Genomic DNA, 17,956 nt, shown 5'->3' on the forward strand with positions numbered 1-17,956 from the left:
TTTTCCTTTTTTTTGGGTAAGCTTAGACCAGAAACTTTAGCAATATGATTAAAAAAATTGAGACTTTAGCGCATGATTGAAGCATATTTAAAAAAACTTCCCTTTTATGACAAGAAATGGTTTCAGTTTGTTTTATTTGTCATCAGACGTTTTGAAGCCGATCGATGCCGTGAACAAGCAGGTTCTTTAACCTACACCACTTTATTTGCCGTGGTGCCCATGCTCACCGTATTTTTGGTGATCATTTCTTCCATCAAAGCACTAGAACCAGCACGCCAACAATTACAACTCCTGATTTACAGTAACTTCTTACCCAAAACCACCATTGCTTTCGACAAAGCCCTAAATGCATTTACCGATAAATCGAGCAATTTAACCGTGATTGGGGTGTTGTTCCTCTTTATTACCACCGTCATGATGCTGACCAGTATTGAAACGGTATTCAACCGAATTTGGCGGGTGAAAGAAACCCGTGGAGGCATTTTAGGTTTTATGCGCTATTGGACGATTATTTCGCTTGGACCTATTTTGCTCGGTAGCGCATTTGTCATTTCATCAACAGCAGCATCTTTAAATGTACTCAGCAATAATTTTTCAGGTTATGAGCTAGATGGTGCGTTCGTGTTCTGGTGCATTTCATTTTCACTAACTATTTTGGGTTTCTTTATTTTAAATTGGACTATTCCCAATCGCAGTGTCCCCATTAAGGCTGCTTTTTTTGCAGGTACTTTTAGTGCCACGCTATTTGAAATGCTAAAGCACCTCTTTGGTTTTGTCATGTCCAACTTTACCAGTTATGAAATTATTTACGGCGCTTTTGCTGCTGTGCCCATTTTCCTGCTGTGGATTTTTCTGTCATGGAATATTGTGCTTTTAGGTGTCGAAATTAGCTACGCACTCACAGCATTTAATGCCGATACTCATAAACAACGTAAACGTCATGCCGTTATTATGTTGCTTGATTTACTTGAACTTTTTTACCAAAAACAGAAAGTTGGTCAAAGCGTTAATGAATCTGAGGCTTTAGAAGTATTGGGCCGTGAAGAAATTGGACGCTGGCCGTCTTATGTACAGATACTAGAAAAACAACATTTGATTATGCGTACTGACGACAATAACTATGTTTTGGTTCGCAATCTGTCTCAAATTGATTTCTGGAGCTTCTATTCAGCATTGCCTTATCCCTTACCTCGTCGTAAGGATATCGAGGATGTCTGTGGAAATAATCAATGGATAGAAAAAATTGGCCCAGCCCTCATTGAATCCGATGATTATCTGGTGGCAAAATTGGCCATTCCTCTCTCCATCATCTTTGAAGAAAAATAACCACTGCCTTCTGTCGATCTCTATTGTTTTAACGCCAGAAGTTCCTCAAATTTAAAAAAAGGACTGCTATTGCAGTCCTTTTTTTAATAACTTCGGCTTACTTTACAAAAGTATTCCATACATAGTCTTGAGTCTTACCCGTTAAAGTCATTTTTAACTGATCACCTGAAACTAAGGCCGCCACACCCGCTGGTGTACCTGTCATGATCACATCACCAACGTCTAAAGTAAAAACTTGACTAATATCTGCCAGCAAAGTGCCCACATCAAAAATTAAATGAGATGTATCGCCCTTTTGACGTAACTCATCATTGATATGCAAAGTGTAATGTACATCTGCCCAGTCCTGAACCACATCATCCACGGCAATCCAATCGGATAAAATACATGAGCCATCGTAAGCTTTTGAACGTTCCCACGGTTGACCTTTTTTCTTCAAGTCATCCTGTACATCACGCAAAGTTAAATCTAAACCCAATGTTACAGCGCCAACAGCATCTAAAGCTTTAATTGGATCAGTTTCGCCCTTTAATGGACGGTCAATACGCAACGTGAGCTCACATTCATAATGACAATCACCCAAAGATCGGTTCCATGTAATACCATCATCTAGCATCGTTAAAGCACTGGGTGGCTTAATAAATAAAACTGGACGGTCTGGTATGGCATTGCCAAGCTCTTTTGCATGATCTGCATAACTGCGCCCGACACAGACAATTTTTGATGGACGTGTATTCATGGTCTTCCCTTTCGTCTTTACTGAATCTTACTTTTTGAATGTATTTTCGAATATGGCTTGATCTGCCGAATTTTCAAAGGCGCGCTTTGGCACAATTACCACGGTGCGATTTTTCATTTCCAACATATAAGTCAATTTACCTGTCGCAAAATTAGCAACATCGGCATAATGAAAAACATTTTTGCGACCATTGGCATGTAACTCTGCATAGTCCTGATACAAGTCTATACCTTGTTCACTTTTACCAAATTGATATTTAACAAATTGGCGCTTAAACATCATCGGTAAAAACCAATAACGCATTAAAATTTGCATAATTAAGAAAAAAGCACCCAAGCCGACATAATAACGACCCACGCCATTAAAGCCTAAATAAAAGCCCCAAATAATAATTGCGATACTAATCAATGGAGTAATAAAACGAGTAAATTGTTTTTTGCCAAAAGTTGCGAGGGCAAAGCCATCTTGAGATTCTTCTAAATCTAGAAAATAACGCAACGATAATGCAGGTTTAGTGTCAGACATACGCTCACATGCACATAATTGATAGAAATTGAGCTAAATCTTACACCAGATTGCGTATTTTACTGATTCTTTTTCCACAACCATTGCTGGCAATACCGTTTTTATTTTGAAGCTTCAACAAATGAATAAATAGCAAAGAATGTGATATTTATTTTCAATAATCCAAACGCAAAAAAACCGCATCAATGTGCGGTTTTTTAATTCATCAAGTTGGTGCGCCCAGAGAGATTCGAACTCCCGACCCCTTAGTTCGTAGCCAAGTGCTCTATCCAGCTGAGCTATGGGCGCGACGTCTTGATGAGGTGCATTATACGTGATTTTTCAGTTTTGTTAAGTAGCAAATAATTGAAAACAGCCCGAATGTCTAGTATTTCACCATAAGGCTGAGCACTTGTATTATTTAGCACCATCTCAGATCAAAATAAGCGTTTACTTATATCAATCAACGGATTTCTGTCGCGCTCGTCATCCAGTTATTTTTGATATTTTGGCAATGCCATTGAAATAGCCACTTCATGCAATTCAATCAAAAAGAGAAAATAGCGCGTAGATACCAAATTTCAGGCACAAAAAAACCGCTGCTAAAGCGGTTCATTGTTTAAGTTGGTGCGCCCAGAGAGATTCGAACTCCCGACCCCTTAGTTCGTAGCCAAGTGCTCTATCCAGCTGAGCTATGGGCGCATTACTTATGTGCCAATAAAGGCGATACGTTACATACAGTTTACTTATTGGTGCGCCCAGAGAGATTCGAACTCCCGACCCCTTAGTTCGTAGCCAAGTGCTCTATCCAGCTGAGCTATGGGCGCGATATAAGTAAAGTTGGCGGTGAGAGAGGGATTCGAACCCTCGGTACAGTTACCCGTACGCATCCTTAGCAGGGATGTGGTTTCAGCCACTCACCCATCTCACCGTAACGTGGCGCCATAATACAAACTTAACGGCAACACTGCAAGCAATGCCTCGCGTTTTTTTGCATATTTTTGATCAATTAAATACTTTTTAAACAATTTGGCGAAAGTTTCATCTAAATAGATAAAAAATGCCTCCTTTACATCCCTAGAAAGCGCAAACATCGTAAAATATAATTTTAAAACACAATATTGCAATCATTTGCGTGCAGTCTCTGACTGCATGACTTATGCTAAACCTATCTTCTGACTTGAAGCCAAAGACATTATGAAAAATTGGGTCGATCCTGAAGCAAAAGCTGAAGCCGAACGTTACGAAAACCCCATTCCCAGCCGCAAGCTGATTTTGGACACCATTGAACAGCAGAAGACTGCATTGTCACATGCAGATTTTGTCGAGCACTTTGAAATTGCCGATCAAAAAAGTATTGAAGCCCTGAGCCACCGCTTAATTGCCATGGTGCGCGACGGCCAACTGATGAAAGACGGATTTAAATTTCAATTGGCTACAGAACAGCCGACTCATGAAGCAACGGTCTATATCAATAGTAAAGGAATGGGCACGGCCAATATTTCAGGTCATGATGATTTAATGTTGCCTGAACGCGAATTGCGTCAAGTCTTCAACGGTGACCGCGTCAAAGTGCGCCAAACCTCAGTCGACCGTAAAGGGAAAGCTTGGGGCTTTATTACTGAAGTACTACAACACCGCGTGAAAGAAATTATTGGTAAAGTTTCTGTACATGATGGCGAATATTTCATTCAGCCTGCCCTGCCGAATGCACATCAACCCATTACCTTAGAAAAAGAACTAATTGAACATGCCAAAGTCAATTTAGGTGATTCTGTGCGTGTTGCCATTGATACTTATCCAACCAAGGATGAGTTTGCAACAGGCCATATTGTGCAATCTATGGCAGACAAAGCCGATACAGAAATTATTATTCCGCAGACCATTTTAGAATTTGGTCTGCCTTATGAATTTCCAGAAGAAGTCATTCAAGAAGCCGAAAGCTTTAAAGAGCCAACTGCTCAAGACCGTGAAGGCCGTATAGACTTACGTGATTTACCTTTAGTGACTATTGATGGTGAAGATGCACGCGATTTTGACGATGCTGTTTTTGCCGAAAAACGTGCAGGTGGTGGTTATCGTGTTGTGGTCGCCATTGCCGATGTCAGTCATTATGTACGTGTAGGCAAACCCTTGGATGATGAAGCTCAAGAACGCGGTACGTCAGTGTATTTCCCGCATTTTGTACTGCCGATGTTGCCTGAAGCGCTGTCGAATGGATTATGTTCATTAAATCCAGACCTTGACCGCTTATGTATGGTCTGCGATTTAAAACTGTCACGCGCAGGTCGTGTCACCAGTTATGAATTCTATCCATCGGTAATGCACTCACAAGCCCGTCTGACTTATACCGACGTGGCGCAGTATTTTGATGGTGACAGTCAAGCCGTTCCTGAAAACCGCGATGTCCGTAAATCCTTAAATACCTTGTTCCAGTTGTATCAAGTATTAAAAGGTTTACGTGCTGAACGCAGTGCCATGGAATTCGAAACTGTTGAAACCTATATGACCTTTGATGAATTGGGTGGAATTAAAGAAATTCTACCTCGTTCACGTAATGAAGCGCATAAACTGATTGAAGAATGCATGTTACTGGCGAACGTGGCCGCTGCGGATTATGCATTGAAAAATGAAATTCCAATGTTGTACCGTGTGCATGAGCCACCAGAGTTTTCACGCATTCAAAAAGTTCGTGACTATGTGAAGTTGTTGGGAATGAATTTCCCAGAACAGCCGACACAGGCAGATTATCAAGCAGTCATTGAAGCCACCAAAGACCGAATTGATGCACCAAGTATTCATGCCGTATTACTACGTTCTATGATGCAAGCCTATTATGGCCCAAATAACGCAGGTCACTTCGGCTTGGCATATGAAGCTTATACACACTTTACTTCGCCAATTCGTCGCTATCCTGACTTATTGCTGCACCGTGCCATTAAAGCGCAGTTGAAGCAAAAGCCATACCCTATTTCAGGCGCACAGCTCGATGCTGCGGGTGAGCATTTTTCACAAACTGAACGTCGTGCTGATGAAGCATCTCGCTCTGTGACCACTTGGCTAAAATGCCATTATATGCAACAGCATTTAGGCGAAGAGTTTACTGGTATTGTTTCTGCGGTTGCTGAGTTCGGTCTGTTTGTTACCTTAAAAGACTTATATGTTGATGGCATGATTCATGTCAGCCAATTGGGCGATGATTTCTTTGTCTTTGATCAACCTAGCCAAAGCTTAATTGGTCAATCACGTGGACAAACCTTCAGTTTGGGTGATGAAGTTAAAATTAAGGTTGCAGGTGTGAGCTTGGAAGACCGTAAAATTGACTTTGCACTATTACAACAACTGACTCATGCGGGTCGTGTGGTTCGTAGTCGTGCACCACGTACCGCAAAACCGACACAACGCGGTGAAGTCAAACCTGCCCCACGTAGTGATACCAAAGAAGAAGTCTTTTCTGACCGTGCGAATACCAAGGTCAGTGAAGATGGGGAACGTCCCTTTCGAAAGAAAAAAGACAAGTCTAAACCCAGCTCATTCGGCGCAAAACCTGCTAAAAAACCTTCAAATAAATCTGAAGCAAAGACTAAAGATAAAGTGAAGAAAAAGGCCAAAGTGAAAAAGAAAAAGTCCAATGCGAAAGCCAAGACTGAGTAATTTTCCTACATAAAAAAGAGAGCTTCGGCTCTCTTTTTTATCATCAGCTATATATAAAACAGTGACATCACTTCAAAGTTCACTACAACACGCGAAGTAAAATGAATTCTTTTGCCGAAGTTTATGGCAATCAAGAGCCGATTTAATTTATTCACTATAATAAATATGCAGCTAACCTTGATTTCCCCGACTCCAAGCCCGACATCTATACATAACCTAGAAATTTATACGGCATTAAAATCATGACATTAGAAAAGGCGACTTTGCCCGTTCCGCAATTTGATCAAATTACTTTAGACCTCCTTAAACCTCAAATTGAACAGGCCATTCAACAGGGTCAAGCTTTTTTAGAGCATCTAAAAACCGTACCAGAAACCCTTCAAGAACAATTACAGACACTGGCAAAAATTGACGAATTAGAAAATAATTTAAGTGAATCTTGGGGTGTACTGTCACATTTAAATGCAGTCATTAACAATGCTGAAACTCGTGAAGTTCATCAGGCATTATTACCTGCACTCAGTGAATACTACACTGCATTGGGACAACACACGGCGCTGTATCAAACCTATCAACAGATTCATGATGCTTCTATCTTTAACACCTTGCCAGTTGCACAACAAAGTGCCATTAAATTGGCTTTACGTGACTTCAAACTGTCAGGTGTGGCATTAGAAGGCGATGCAAAAAAACGCTATGCTGAAATTTCTGCACGCCTATCACAATTGTCTTCTGACTTTTCCAATCATGTTCTAGATGCAACCCAAGCTTACTTCAAACCATTAACTGAAGATCAGCTTGCAGGCTTACCACAAAGTAGTGTTGAGCTTTTAACACAATATGGCCAACAACGTGAGTTAGAACAAGCTGTCGCGACCTTAGATATTCCCTCTTATTTGGCTATTATGACCTATGCCTCTGACCGTACTGTACGTGAAGAGTTGTATAAGGCTTACACCACACGAGCATCTGAACAAAGCGTTCTGCCTGAATTTGACAATACACCAGTGATGGAAGAAATTTTAGGTTTGCGTCAGGAAATGGCTCAAATTTTAGGTTTTCAAAATTATGCAGAATTATCACTGGCCAGTAAAATGGCACCCGATGTCGACACGGTTCAACAGTTTTTAATTGATTTGGCCGAACATGCGCGCAAGCCTGCAGAAAAGGAAATTGCAGAATTAAAAGCCATTGCGCTTGAAGATGGCATCACTGAATTACAACCTTGGGATACAGGCTACTATTCAGAAAAATTAAAAATGCAGCAGTTTAATTTATCTCAAGAAGCATTAAAGCCTTATTTCCCAGCACCTAAAATTTTGCAAGGTCTATTCAGCATCGTCAATCGCTTATACGGCGTCAATGTTGTAGAACGCCAAGCACCCGTTTGGCATCCAGATGCACGCTATTTTGAATTAGAAGATCAAGGCACCGTCGTTGGTGGATTCTACTTCGACTTATACGCCCGCAGTGGCAAGCGCGGTGGTGCATGGATGAGCGGATTCCGTTCACGTATGCAAACCGAAAATGGCCTACAAAAACCCATTTGTTATATGGTCTGCAACTTTACCCCACCCGTTGGCGATCAACCCGCACTCTTCACGCATGATGAAGTCAATACTCTGTTCCATGAGTTTGGTCATGGTTTACATCATATGCTTACAGAGGTTGATAATATTGCCGTCGCAGGAACGCATGGCGTTGCATGGGATGCGGTCGAACTCCCAAGTCAATTTATGGAATTTTGGACGTGGGACAAAGAAAGCTTAGACCTGCTCAGTGAACATATCGACAGTAAACAAACTTTACCGCAAGACTTATTAAAAGCCTTGTTAGATGCACGTCACTTCCAGTCGGGTATGCAAACCTTGCGTCAAATTGAATTCGCTTTGTTTGATTTAAATATTCATCGACACACACCAGCTTTGAATGCCACACAAATTCAAAATGTGCTAGATGATATTCGTTCCAAATATGCTGTTGCACCCACCGCCAGTTACAACCGCTTCCAACATGGTTTTAGTCATATTTTTGCTGGTGGTTATGCGGCAGGCTATTATTCATACAAATGGGCGGAAGTTTTGGCCAGCGATGCCTTTGATCGTTTTGAACAAGAAGGGATCTTCAACACACAAACTGGAAAAGAGTTTAGAGAGTTTATTCTAGCAGTTGGCGGAAAAGATACAGCACTTGATGCATTTATCAATTTCCGCGGACGCGAGCCAAAAATAGATGCACTACTACGTCATCAAGGTTGGACGAACGCATCATAAAACGCTTAAAATACTGGCCTTAGTTTGATTTAGAGTAAGTATGATGACCATTAAACGTCGTTTCATTGCTGGTGCAAAATGTCCAAAATGTCAGGCGTTAGATCGTGTTGTTATGCTGACTTCAGGCAACGATGAATGGATTGAATGCATCGACTGCGGTTATAGTGAAAACCGCCCAACTTATGTGGATGAGCCAGAAGTACCGGCTGTACCAGATGACGTTGGTGTCATTCAATTCAAGCCTCGTCAGCCCCAATAACAAGGCTTGTATATGATTGAAGATCGAAACCACAACCCGAAACTCTTAATCGGGATTGCTGGAGGACTAATTGCCGTTATTGCAATCTTTTTGGCCTATCAATGGTTTATTGCATCAAATGTTGAAAATAGTCCCACTTATGAGACTGAATTGACTACGCCTGCACAGGTCAAAGCGAAGCCCGCTGAAGCTGTTCCTTTAGCTGAGGCAGAGCCAACGCAAAAACTCATTGAAGAAGATATTCTACAAGCACCTGTCCCTGAAAATGCCTCTATTGCAAAAGAAGAAATTGCAAAATTGGATGATATTCAATTGCAACTTGCAGAACAGGAAAATACGCTTAAAGCACAACATGCCGATGCCGATCAGCTCTTAAAGCTAAAAGAAGAGCAAATCAAATTACTTGAAGCGCAGCTTGCGCAAACACACTAATTTTTAATTCAATTTAGGCTAGACGCTTATTAAGGCTCTGGCCTATTTTGTAATAGACCTCACACACTTGCCAGTTTTCAAAATTTGAATGGGCATTGGCAACTTAATCACCCACTTTGCTACTTGCATGACGCTATGACTCCAAAATATGAAAGTTTTGAGTGTTATTCCAAGCAAGAAAACTTCTCTAATTAACATCTCTTAGATTGGATCGTGCTTGTTTTAAGTACAATATTCAGGTTTTATCTCGTTCCTCAACAATACTTTAAGTGAAAATAGGCAAGCATAAAAAAAGCGCCCTCAGGCACTTTTTTATACGTATCAACTTATATCAAGACGAAACACTCATTACTGATACCAACCGAACATTTTAAAAATATACGGTGCATAAGTCACCACCAATAAAGACGGGAACAAGACCAAAATCGGTAAAATCCAGCGTTCATAACGATAATAGAAATTGGTGTACATGGCTTTCGCTTCGGCATCTGCAGCTCGAACCTCTTCATCTCCAACTGATAAACGCGTCAACAAATGATTCAGTGCCACAGGTGGAGAGACATAACCCAATTCAAAGGCCACCAAAACAATCATCCAGAAATGAATCGGGTGAATACCGTTTTCATATGCCACTGGCGCAATGGTTGCCGCCACCAAAATTACCGCACCAAATGGGTCTGTGGTCATTCCTACAATGGCCAAAAGTAAGGTAATAAAGGCCAGTGAAAGATAAATATTCCCCAAGTGCATCGGCAATAATTCAACAATTTCAGTCCGTTCAATCAGACCACCGACACTGGCAGACAAGGCCATTAAAATAATTAGTGCGCCAATATGTCCGACCGTTTCAGAAGAAGCAAACCAAATGGAATTACCAAAACTACGACGGTTACTATCGTGTCCACCATGCTCTCGCATAAATTCAGAACTTTGTTCATGTTGTAATGCAAGCGATGCATGCATATCCATTGGTTCTTTAATAAAGCGATCTGCAAACCAACGATCAAACATAATATAAACAATTAACAAAATAGGAAGAATCACAGGTGCGGTGAATTCATCCATTTGTGTATCTAAACCATATTTATAAAATGCAATCACAATAAATGTCAGCACAATATAAGGAATGACTGGAATGAAGGCTTTTAACATGCCAGGAATGGCAACTTTAGGCGAATTAACCCGAAAGCGTGTTTCAGCCAAAAACAATGAAATACCCAAGAAAATAAATGCCGTTAGCCAGAACACATAAATGCCGTGATCAAACAATTCATCAGATGTCACATGACGACTGTCTAACATCGAAATCAGAATAATCAGCAAACATGGGCGAATGACCACCCCTAAAGAGCCTGACATAGCTGAAACGGCTAAAGCAAATTGGCGACGCGAACCCGAGTTCCAAACTTCTTTATAAATAATTGCACCAGCAGCCACAACAAAAATACCCGATGCACCTGTGTAAGCTGTAGGAATAGCGGCAGCAATCAGAATTAACCACGTCAAGGTTTCAGGAGCTAAGTTCCAAGGGCGTAAAATACCTAAGAACAAATCCATAATTCGGGTTTGGGTCAGCAACATCCCCGCCCAAATAAACAGCGCAAGGTTTAAGAAGATACCAGAAAATTCAACCAGTTGACCTAAATAAATACCCTGCCCCATTGGATAATCCATGAAGAAGGTAAAAGCAATACCCGTGATAATCGCCATATAGGCATACAGCGGAACACTAAGTAAGGCAAAGCCAATATTGCCTTTACCTTGCTGTTTGGCAGGCGGTGTTTTAAAGAACTGGAAAATACTGATGAGCATCACAGCGCCAAAGAGTGCTAACCATAACCAGTAAATCGCAAGCGTTTCACCTGTCGACTTCACCCCTGAATTCAAGACTGAACTGAATTGACTATAGACCGAAAATGTCAACAAGCCATTACCAATGGCCATAAACAGTGCATAAATACGATAATCCAACTTGGTGGTCGGTGCACGTAAACCAATATGATGGAATTTTAAAGAAGCCGTAATGGCAGAAACCAGCACCATTAACAATAAAATTAATACTCGGTTTTCAGAGCCAAATTTAAAGATGCCAAAGAATGTAGTTTCAATGGTGCGGTAAGTACGAATACTTGGATGTGCATCTAAATATTTTTCAGCTTTATCGTAAAATTGGAATTTTTCTTCACATTGCTGTACGCCCGCCATAACCGATGAACGTACATCAGCAGCCGTCGCCGTTCCGAAAATATCAGCAAATTCATCATTTGCATTTTGCTTCATTTGCGTTTGCACCAAAGCATCGACATTTGGATGACGATTACAATCTGGTTTTACAGGTTCCGCACGAAGAAAAGAATACTGCATGCCAATAGCTTCGTTGCCATACAAGCGCTCCCCTGTACGTAGCAACTGACCATGAATCATTTCTCCCGTACCAATGATAAGCGTCAACAGCAGTAAGATTAAAACAACAAAAGTCGAAATCCATTCGTTCCATATATAACTTAGCAGACCGATCCCTGATCTGTTTTGTTCAGCATTTTGCATGAGTCTTCCTATTTTTTTATTTTCGGATCCAATGTAAGAAACACTCGACCCTTATTCTTTAGGCTGAAAAAAATCCGTTCTTCAGGCCATTACAATCTTATTGCTTTAAATTTGCATGAATATTAAGTCTTTTAAAATGACAATATGCATTTTCTTTTATGTTTTAAAGGTCAACTTTGTCACTCAAGCCACATCATCACATCGCTGAATCACGCTCTGAATAATGATCAACAAGGAGATAAACTGCGGCAATTCCTACCCCCCAAATCACCCCTAACAAATGTGCTTCGACCAACACAGGACTACCAATGAGCTGCGCTGTTCCCATGCTTCCCACGGTATTTTCCCAAAACAATTTCGACAAAATTAAAAACAATACTACGGCTGCAAAATTTCGTTCACGCTTATACATCAAATGTACACAGGCAATAGCGGTATATGCCCCATGTAACACGCCCGACAAGCCTGCATAAGCCTCAATATCTGGTAAAAAATAATAGAAACTTAAACTAATTAAAGGTGGAAGCACCAATAATAAAGCACTGAAATGCCATACCGATGCACGTGGAAAGATAAAAGGCAAACAGATAAATGCCAGCATATTTAAAAAATAATGTATCCAGCTGACATGTACCCAATGGGCTGTCCATAAGCGCCAAAACTCTGTAAGCAAGTCCTTACGCAGGTAGATAAATGCCTCGGGAAAAACTTGTAGGCAGGCACAAACAGATACGACAACAGCTAAAAAAACAATTTTTTGACTTAGAAATTGATCTTTCATTGGCATTCCCTGTTTCACTGAAAAGATGCTGGCGATTCGCTCAGCATCTTCAATCTAAGTGGGACAATCGCAATTTTATTCAGACCCACTCTCAAATAACTCATCTAAATCTGATGAATTTCCTGACTCGTCCCAAAAATGTTCCATGCCGTCATCTGCTGTACGTACACCCGTATGTTCTGTCCAATAACGGTCTGAGATCCCTTTCACCATCATGCCAGCCATACTATCAATCAGTTTAAATTGTGGATTAACCGGCTTTTCATCACTTCTTGCTTGCGCAAAGGTTCTTAATGCATCCCGAATTTTGGCATCATCGCCACTGGCTTGCGCGGCAACAGCATACATAGCATGCGACAAACGCACCCCTTTTTGTTCACCAATTTGAGTTGACTGCTTTAAGGTCAGATACGGATCTGGCTTACCATCACCCGCACCAGGTAATAATGTCCAAATCACGGCACGAGTGGCATTTGGTGCACCCCAAAATTTCTCATTATTTAGACAAGCCATGCCACGCTCTACCACGGCAGCAATATCTTTCGGCACATTCACAGCACCGCCTGAATTAATATCATTGGTCATAGATTGCAGACCACTCAGCATGCCCAATAAATAAACCGTCTGCTCAATATCACTATTCATTTTTGGACAGCTTTCACCCAAAGCCGTTTTGTATTTTTTCTCAAAGCGATTTTGAAAGAGTTGATAGCCTGTGTATTGACGTTGTGCAGCTAAGGCCGCCCAACGCTTCTGCTCAATACGTGCATCTTGTGCTTCAGTCACTTGATTGGCTTTAGATGCTCTTAAATAACGCAGTTCAGATTCAAGCGCCTGCTGTTCCGCACAAATACCAGCAGCCGAGTACATCAGCACTGCCACACGGGTGGGGTCTGCCCCCATATCTTTGGTTGCCATAATCGCAGGGGTTAAGGCATTCCCTGAATTACACACCATTTCAGCGTCATCCATCGCTAAAATAGGCGGAACGACATGTTTTTCGGTAAAACCAAGTGCCACATTGGCCCCTGTTTTCACGACTTGTGAACAACCCGTAAATAAAGTCGTTGTTATTGCTATTACTGCCACACCTTGGCATATTTTTTGGACGTTCGACATTTTCCTGTCCTCTATAATTGTGTTTATGTCCATCCTGACCAACATATCAGAAGCAATTTACCTTTTAAAGAGTATTTACTCTAATCTAGAAGTACACTTTGCCATGTATTGCAAGGCCTGCAATTGACTGAGTTTGCAAAAATCCTAAATTTTAGGCAAAAAAAAGCAGCATTGCGACGGTTCGACACATGCTGCTTATTAACTGGGTAAGTGTAAAACACTTATTTTTGTGCAATTCGTTCCTTCAGCACCGTTCCTAGCCGTCCTACAACAATTGCTAATACAATCGCTGTTGCCAGTAACATCCAAGTTGGATGATCCATAATGATCTCCTCTTCGCTGTTGGTTTATATAATGTACAATGAGGTTGAATATTTAGCCACGAACTTTGTCTGACAATCGATACTTTCTGCCAATTTAATCATATTTTGTCTAACAATAAAAAGATGAGATATAGATATCCAACTGTTTTAAATCTCTTTTATTTTTTTATGAAATTTAAAACTGTTAGACAATTAGATCATTTTTGCCAATATTTTAAGAGATTTCCACTGCTGAAAAGACACTTGATCACACCAAATAATAATCGGTTTGGTTCGTGCATGTTGAAAATACACCACGATATAGGCTTGATGATCGATAATATGACTAATCTGTACGCGTTGCTTTTGACCAGCAGCAAAGAGCGTCCACTCCTTGCCTTCTAAATAATCTAAGCCTGTAATTTGAGGGGTTTTCCGATAAAACAAAATATAAACCACAGCACCCAGCAATAAAAAACCACACCAGAAACTAAAAGGTAATATTTGGTATAAAAGAATCATCAAGAGCGTAAATATACACAGCTGAAACAAAAGTGCTAAATAACTACGTTTCAGCTGAAAACTAGCTTTATCCATGAACGTAATGTTTTAATTTATTAATAAACGTTTTTAACTCTGGGCGCGGTGGTTCACTCACTTCCATAAACCAATCCAATAAATCTGGATCTTCTTGCTCGACAAGTTCAGCAAACATCTCTTTTTCAAATGCATCGGCTTGCAAATAATAATTTTTGACGTAGGGATCAAAATACACATCAATTTCTTTTAAACCGCGACGCGCACGGTAAATAACTTTACGTTCTTCTAAGCTCATTTCTTCGCTCATTGCATTCCCCAATCTTTTAAAATCTGGCTTATTTTACCCGATCCCAGTCTGTTTGTTTGCATCAATTACTTGAATTGACTAAATCTATCAGCAATTTTCCTCGATTTGATCTTTCAGCTCATTGTCGCTTTACGGTTCATCTTATAGCGTGATAACACAAATATAAAATTCAGGAAAATAAGATGCAATCAGGTGCAATTCGCCCCCTTCCAAATATGTTGCCACGGAATCTGTTCAATGAGGAACATGAGGCTTTTCGCGATACTGTTCGCAAATTTTATGAAAAAGAAGTCGTGCCTAATATTGAAAGATATGAACAACAGCAACATGTTGACCGTGATCTATGGAATAAAGCGGGTGCCTTGGGGCTACTCTGCACCACCATGCCTGAAGAATATGGGGGTTCTGGCGTAGACCGCTTATACAGTATGATTTTAATTGAAGAACAAGCCTATGCCATGGATTCCTCGACAGGGTTTTCATTACATTCAGATATTGTTGCCAATTACATTATCAATTTTGCTAATGACGTACAAAAGCAACACTGGCTACCTAAAATGGCCTCAGGCGAAGTGATTACCGCCATTGCCATGACTGAGCCGGGTACAGGTTCAGATTTACAAGCAGTCAGAACTACCGCTGTTTTAGATGGTAATGATTACATTATTAATGGCTCAAAAATTTTTATTACCAATGGCTATTTATGTGACATGGCCATTGTTGTATGCAAAACAGGATCTTCCGAAAAAGGCTCGGCTAATCTTTCATTAATTCTGGTTGAAGCAGATCGAGTCGGTTTCAGCAAAGGTAAACCATTGAACAAAATTGGCATGAAAGGCCAAGACACTTGTGAACTTTTTTTTGATGATGTCCGTGTACCCAAAGAAAATTTATTGGGTATAGAGGGTATGGGCTTTATGATGCTCATGAAAGAATTAGCATGGGAGCGCATGCTAGTTGCCATTATTTGCCAAGCAGGTGCCGAAGCAGCCTTCGCGCATACCGTAAAATACAGCAAAGAACGAAAAGCTTTTGGTAAATCAATTGCTCATTTTCAAAATACCCGTTTTAAATTGGCAGAACTACGGACTGAAATTGATTTTTGTCGTGCCTATCTTGACCGTTGTATGCAGTTACAATTAGAAGAAAACCTGGGTGTAGATGCAGCGGCTGCTGCCAAATACAAAATATCTGAGATGTTTTCTAAAGTCGTTGATGAATGCCTACAATTACACGGAGGCTATGGCTACATGCTGGAATATCCAATTGCACGTGCCTATATCGACAATCGTGCAAACCGTATTTATGCAGGCACCAATGAAATTATGAAAGAGCTGATTTCACGTTCTTTATAATCGTTCAAAAACATTCGTCCCTTCTCATCCAATAAAGAAGTTTGATCACCTCACCTTTAGATGCTATTTCGATGAATCAGTATTTAAGCTTGAATTAAAAAAGGAGCTTTATTTGCTCCTTTTTTAATGCTCAGATGACCATTTGCTGATTAAGAGACTAAACGCGGTTTTTCTTGTACTTTCAGCACTTGCTTTTTAAACTGCAAAACGGTATCTGTAAAATCTGAATTCTTTAATTCCTTACGATCTGCAAGATAATTATTAGATACCTTCCAAGGTGCATGTTTACCTTGTTTCGGCATGACATCGGCAGCACGGGCAATATAACCAGAAGATAAACTTCCCATGACAGTATCTTCCATCAACGCTGTAGCATCACCTTGCGCAATGACTTGATCATAGCCTTCTGCATCCATATGGTTCAGCAAACGGCAAATATATTCGGCAGCAATATCCACCTTGAGTGTCCATGATGCATTGATATAGCCAATAATCATCGCCATATTCGGTACATCACTTACCATAATGCCTTTATACAGCATATGTTTTGACGTATTGAGTGGTTTGCCGTCAATACTAGCTTTAACACCACCCAAAATTTGAATTTCTAAACCTGTTGCAGAAACAATAATATCTGCCTCTAAGTGCTTGCCGGACTTCAATTGAATCCCTGTGGCTGTAAATTTTTCTATTTGATCGGTTTCAACACTGGCTTTACCGCTACGCAAAATCTTAAATAAGTCCCCATCGGGTACTACACATAAGCGTTGATCCCAAGGGTTATATTTAGGCGTAAAGTGTTTCATATCCACCTTACCTTTCAATTGCGTTTTTATTGAATGTAAAAGATATTTACGTAAGAGCTCAGGTTGTTTCTGAGCAACGGCATACACAGCACGCTGTACCCCAATATTACGGGCACGCGTCAATTTATAAGCCACATCTTCGGGCAATACTTTGCGCATTTTATCATAGACAAAATCAACCGAAGGAATAGACGCAATATAAGTCGGAGAACGTTGCAACATGGTAACATGTCCTGCTCCACCCTTTGCCATTGCCGGAACTAAAGTAATAGCCGTCGCACCACTGCCAATAATCACCACCTTTTTACCGGCATAATCTAATTTTTCTGGCCAATGTTGTGGATGTATCATCTGACCTTTAAATTTTTTTTGATCAGGAAATTTAGGTTGAAACCCTTGATCATAATTATAATAACCCGTGCAACCTAAAACAAAATTTGCGATCCATGTTTGCTTTTGCTGATTAGCATCTTCAATTTCTACCTGCCATTTACGAGAAATAGAATCATAATTAGCACTCAATACTCGATGTTGAAAATGTATTTTCTTCATTAATTCAAATTCATCAATCACTTCTGACAAATAGTTTTTAATTGAAGGGCCGTCTGCTAAAACACTCGATTGTTTCCAGGGTTTAAAATTAAAACCGAAGGTCGACATATCCGAATCTGAACGAATTCCTGGGTATTTAAATAAATCCCATGTGCCACCAAAACTTTCGCGACGTTCAATAATTTCAAAGGAACGATGTGGGCTTTCCTTCGCCAAATGCGCTGCAACACCAAGACCTGAAATACCCGCGCCTATAATCAAAATATCAACTTGCTTTTCCATTTTGTTTTTTTCGCCTGTTTATTTTCGCTATTTTATTAAAACATAAAATTGACAATACACAATGTCAAGTTTAGCAAAATCGATGAAATTACGTATCAATTCAGGACAAGTCTATAAAATTGTCAAACAATAGACATAAAAAAAGACTGGTTGAAACCAACCAGTCTTTTTAGAACAA

The 17,956-nt window shown here is 40.3% G+C and carries 14 protein-coding genes and 4 tRNA genes; 6 read left to right on the forward strand and 12 right to left on the reverse strand.

Going from position 1 to position 17,956, the window contains the following annotated elements:
- Positions 1-72 precede the first annotated feature (72 nt).
- Positions 73-1,326, forward strand: coding sequence for a YihY family inner membrane protein (locus tag BBP83_RS14510; RefSeq protein ID WP_068889806.1), 1,254 nt, complete (start codon positions 73-75; stop codon positions 1,324-1,326).
- Positions 1,327-1,423: 97 nt separating this feature from the next.
- Here the strand turns inward: BBP83_RS14510 and BBP83_RS14515 are convergent, their stop codons facing one another.
- The 6 genes from BBP83_RS14515 to BBP83_RS14540 all read right to left on the reverse strand — a co-directional run bounded on the left by BBP83_RS14515 (position 1,424) and on the right by BBP83_RS14540 (position 3,500).
- A complete protein-coding gene (locus BBP83_RS14515) occupies positions 1,424-2,065 on the reverse strand; it encodes a fumarylacetoacetate hydrolase family protein (RefSeq protein WP_068889808.1) in 642 nt (213 codons plus the stop codon).
- Positions 2,066-2,092: 27 nt separating this feature from the next.
- Positions 2,093-2,590: a YcxB family protein gene (locus tag BBP83_RS14520; RefSeq protein ID WP_068889810.1), complete on the reverse strand. Its 498-nt coding sequence runs from the start codon at positions 2,588-2,590 to the stop codon at positions 2,093-2,095.
- A 211-nt stretch (positions 2,591-2,801) separates the two neighbouring features.
- Positions 2,802-2,878, reverse strand: a tRNA-Arg gene (locus BBP83_RS14525).
- 316 nt (positions 2,879-3,194) lie between these two features.
- Positions 3,195-3,271, reverse strand: a tRNA-Arg gene (locus BBP83_RS14530).
- 48 nt (positions 3,272-3,319) lie between these two features.
- A tRNA-Arg gene (locus tag BBP83_RS14535) sits at positions 3,320-3,396 on the reverse strand.
- A 14-nt stretch (positions 3,397-3,410) separates the two neighbouring features.
- Positions 3,411-3,500: transfer RNA gene (locus tag BBP83_RS14540), tRNA-Ser, on the reverse strand.
- 263 nt (positions 3,501-3,763) lie between these two features.
- On the opposite strand from BBP83_RS14540, the gene rnr reads away from it, so the two are divergent.
- The 4 genes from rnr to BBP83_RS14560 all read left to right on the forward strand — a co-directional run bounded on the left by rnr (position 3,764) and on the right by BBP83_RS14560 (position 9,187).
- Entirely contained in the window at positions 3,764-6,223 is a 2,460-nt protein-coding gene (gene rnr, locus BBP83_RS14545) for a ribonuclease R (protein WP_213030449.1), read from the forward strand.
- Positions 6,224-6,465: 242 nt separating this feature from the next.
- A complete protein-coding gene (locus BBP83_RS14550; RefSeq protein ID WP_068889814.1) occupies positions 6,466-8,496 on the forward strand; it encodes a M3 family metallopeptidase in 2,031 nt (676 codons plus the stop codon).
- A gap of 49 nt (positions 8,497-8,545) precedes the next feature.
- Positions 8,546-8,755, forward strand: coding sequence for a YheV family putative zinc ribbon protein (locus BBP83_RS14555; RefSeq protein ID WP_171258125.1), 210 nt, complete (start codon positions 8,546-8,548; stop codon positions 8,753-8,755).
- 12 nt (positions 8,756-8,767) lie between these two features.
- The gene (locus BBP83_RS14560) at positions 8,768-9,187 is read left to right on the forward strand and encodes a hypothetical protein (RefSeq protein ID WP_068889818.1); all 420 of its coding nucleotides are present in this window, start codon (positions 8,768-8,770) and stop codon (positions 9,185-9,187) included.
- A gap of 348 nt (positions 9,188-9,535) precedes the next feature.
- Here the strand turns inward: BBP83_RS14560 and BBP83_RS14565 are convergent, their stop codons facing one another.
- The 5 genes from BBP83_RS14565 to BBP83_RS14585 all read right to left on the reverse strand — a co-directional run bounded on the left by BBP83_RS14565 (position 9,536) and on the right by BBP83_RS14585 (position 14,783).
- Positions 9,536-11,734, reverse strand: coding sequence for a TRAP transporter large permease subunit (locus BBP83_RS14565; RefSeq protein WP_068889820.1), 2,199 nt, complete (start codon positions 11,732-11,734; stop codon positions 9,536-9,538).
- A 196-nt stretch (positions 11,735-11,930) separates the two neighbouring features.
- Positions 11,931-12,515: a rhombosortase gene (gene rrtA, locus BBP83_RS14570; RefSeq protein WP_068889822.1), complete on the reverse strand. Its 585-nt coding sequence runs from the start codon at positions 12,513-12,515 to the stop codon at positions 11,931-11,933.
- Between the two features lie 75 nt (positions 12,516-12,590).
- A complete protein-coding gene (locus BBP83_RS14575; protein WP_068889824.1) occupies positions 12,591-13,634 on the reverse strand; it encodes a hypothetical protein in 1,044 nt (347 codons plus the stop codon).
- Positions 13,635-14,149: 515 nt separating this feature from the next.
- Positions 14,150-14,533 (reverse strand): hypothetical protein, encoded by a 384-nt coding sequence (locus tag BBP83_RS14580; protein ID WP_068889826.1) that lies wholly within the window; start codon positions 14,531-14,533, stop codon positions 14,150-14,152.
- On the reverse strand, positions 14,526-14,783 hold the full coding sequence (locus BBP83_RS14585) for an FAD assembly factor SdhE (RefSeq protein WP_068889828.1): 258 nt from the start codon (positions 14,781-14,783) through the stop codon (positions 14,526-14,528). Before BBP83_RS14585 ends, BBP83_RS14580 begins: the two co-directional genes overlap by 8 nt.
- Positions 14,784-14,965: 182 nt before the next feature.
- Here BBP83_RS14585 and BBP83_RS14590 point away from each other — a divergent pair, with 182 nt between their 5' ends.
- The gene (locus BBP83_RS14590) at positions 14,966-16,138 is read left to right on the forward strand and encodes an acyl-CoA dehydrogenase family protein (RefSeq protein WP_068889830.1); all 1,173 of its coding nucleotides are present in this window, start codon (positions 14,966-14,968) and stop codon (positions 16,136-16,138) included.
- A gap of 149 nt (positions 16,139-16,287) precedes the next feature.
- On the opposite strand, the gene BBP83_RS14595 is transcribed toward BBP83_RS14590, so the two are convergent.
- The gene (locus tag BBP83_RS14595; protein WP_068889832.1) at positions 16,288-17,778 is read right to left on the reverse strand and encodes a flavin-containing monooxygenase; all 1,491 of its coding nucleotides are present in this window, start codon (positions 17,776-17,778) and stop codon (positions 16,288-16,290) included.
- Positions 17,779-17,956 lie beyond the last annotated feature (178 nt).

The sequence above is a fragment of the Acinetobacter celticus genome (assembly GCF_001707755.1).
GTDB lineage: Bacteria > Pseudomonadota > Gammaproteobacteria > Pseudomonadales > Moraxellaceae > Acinetobacter > Acinetobacter celticus.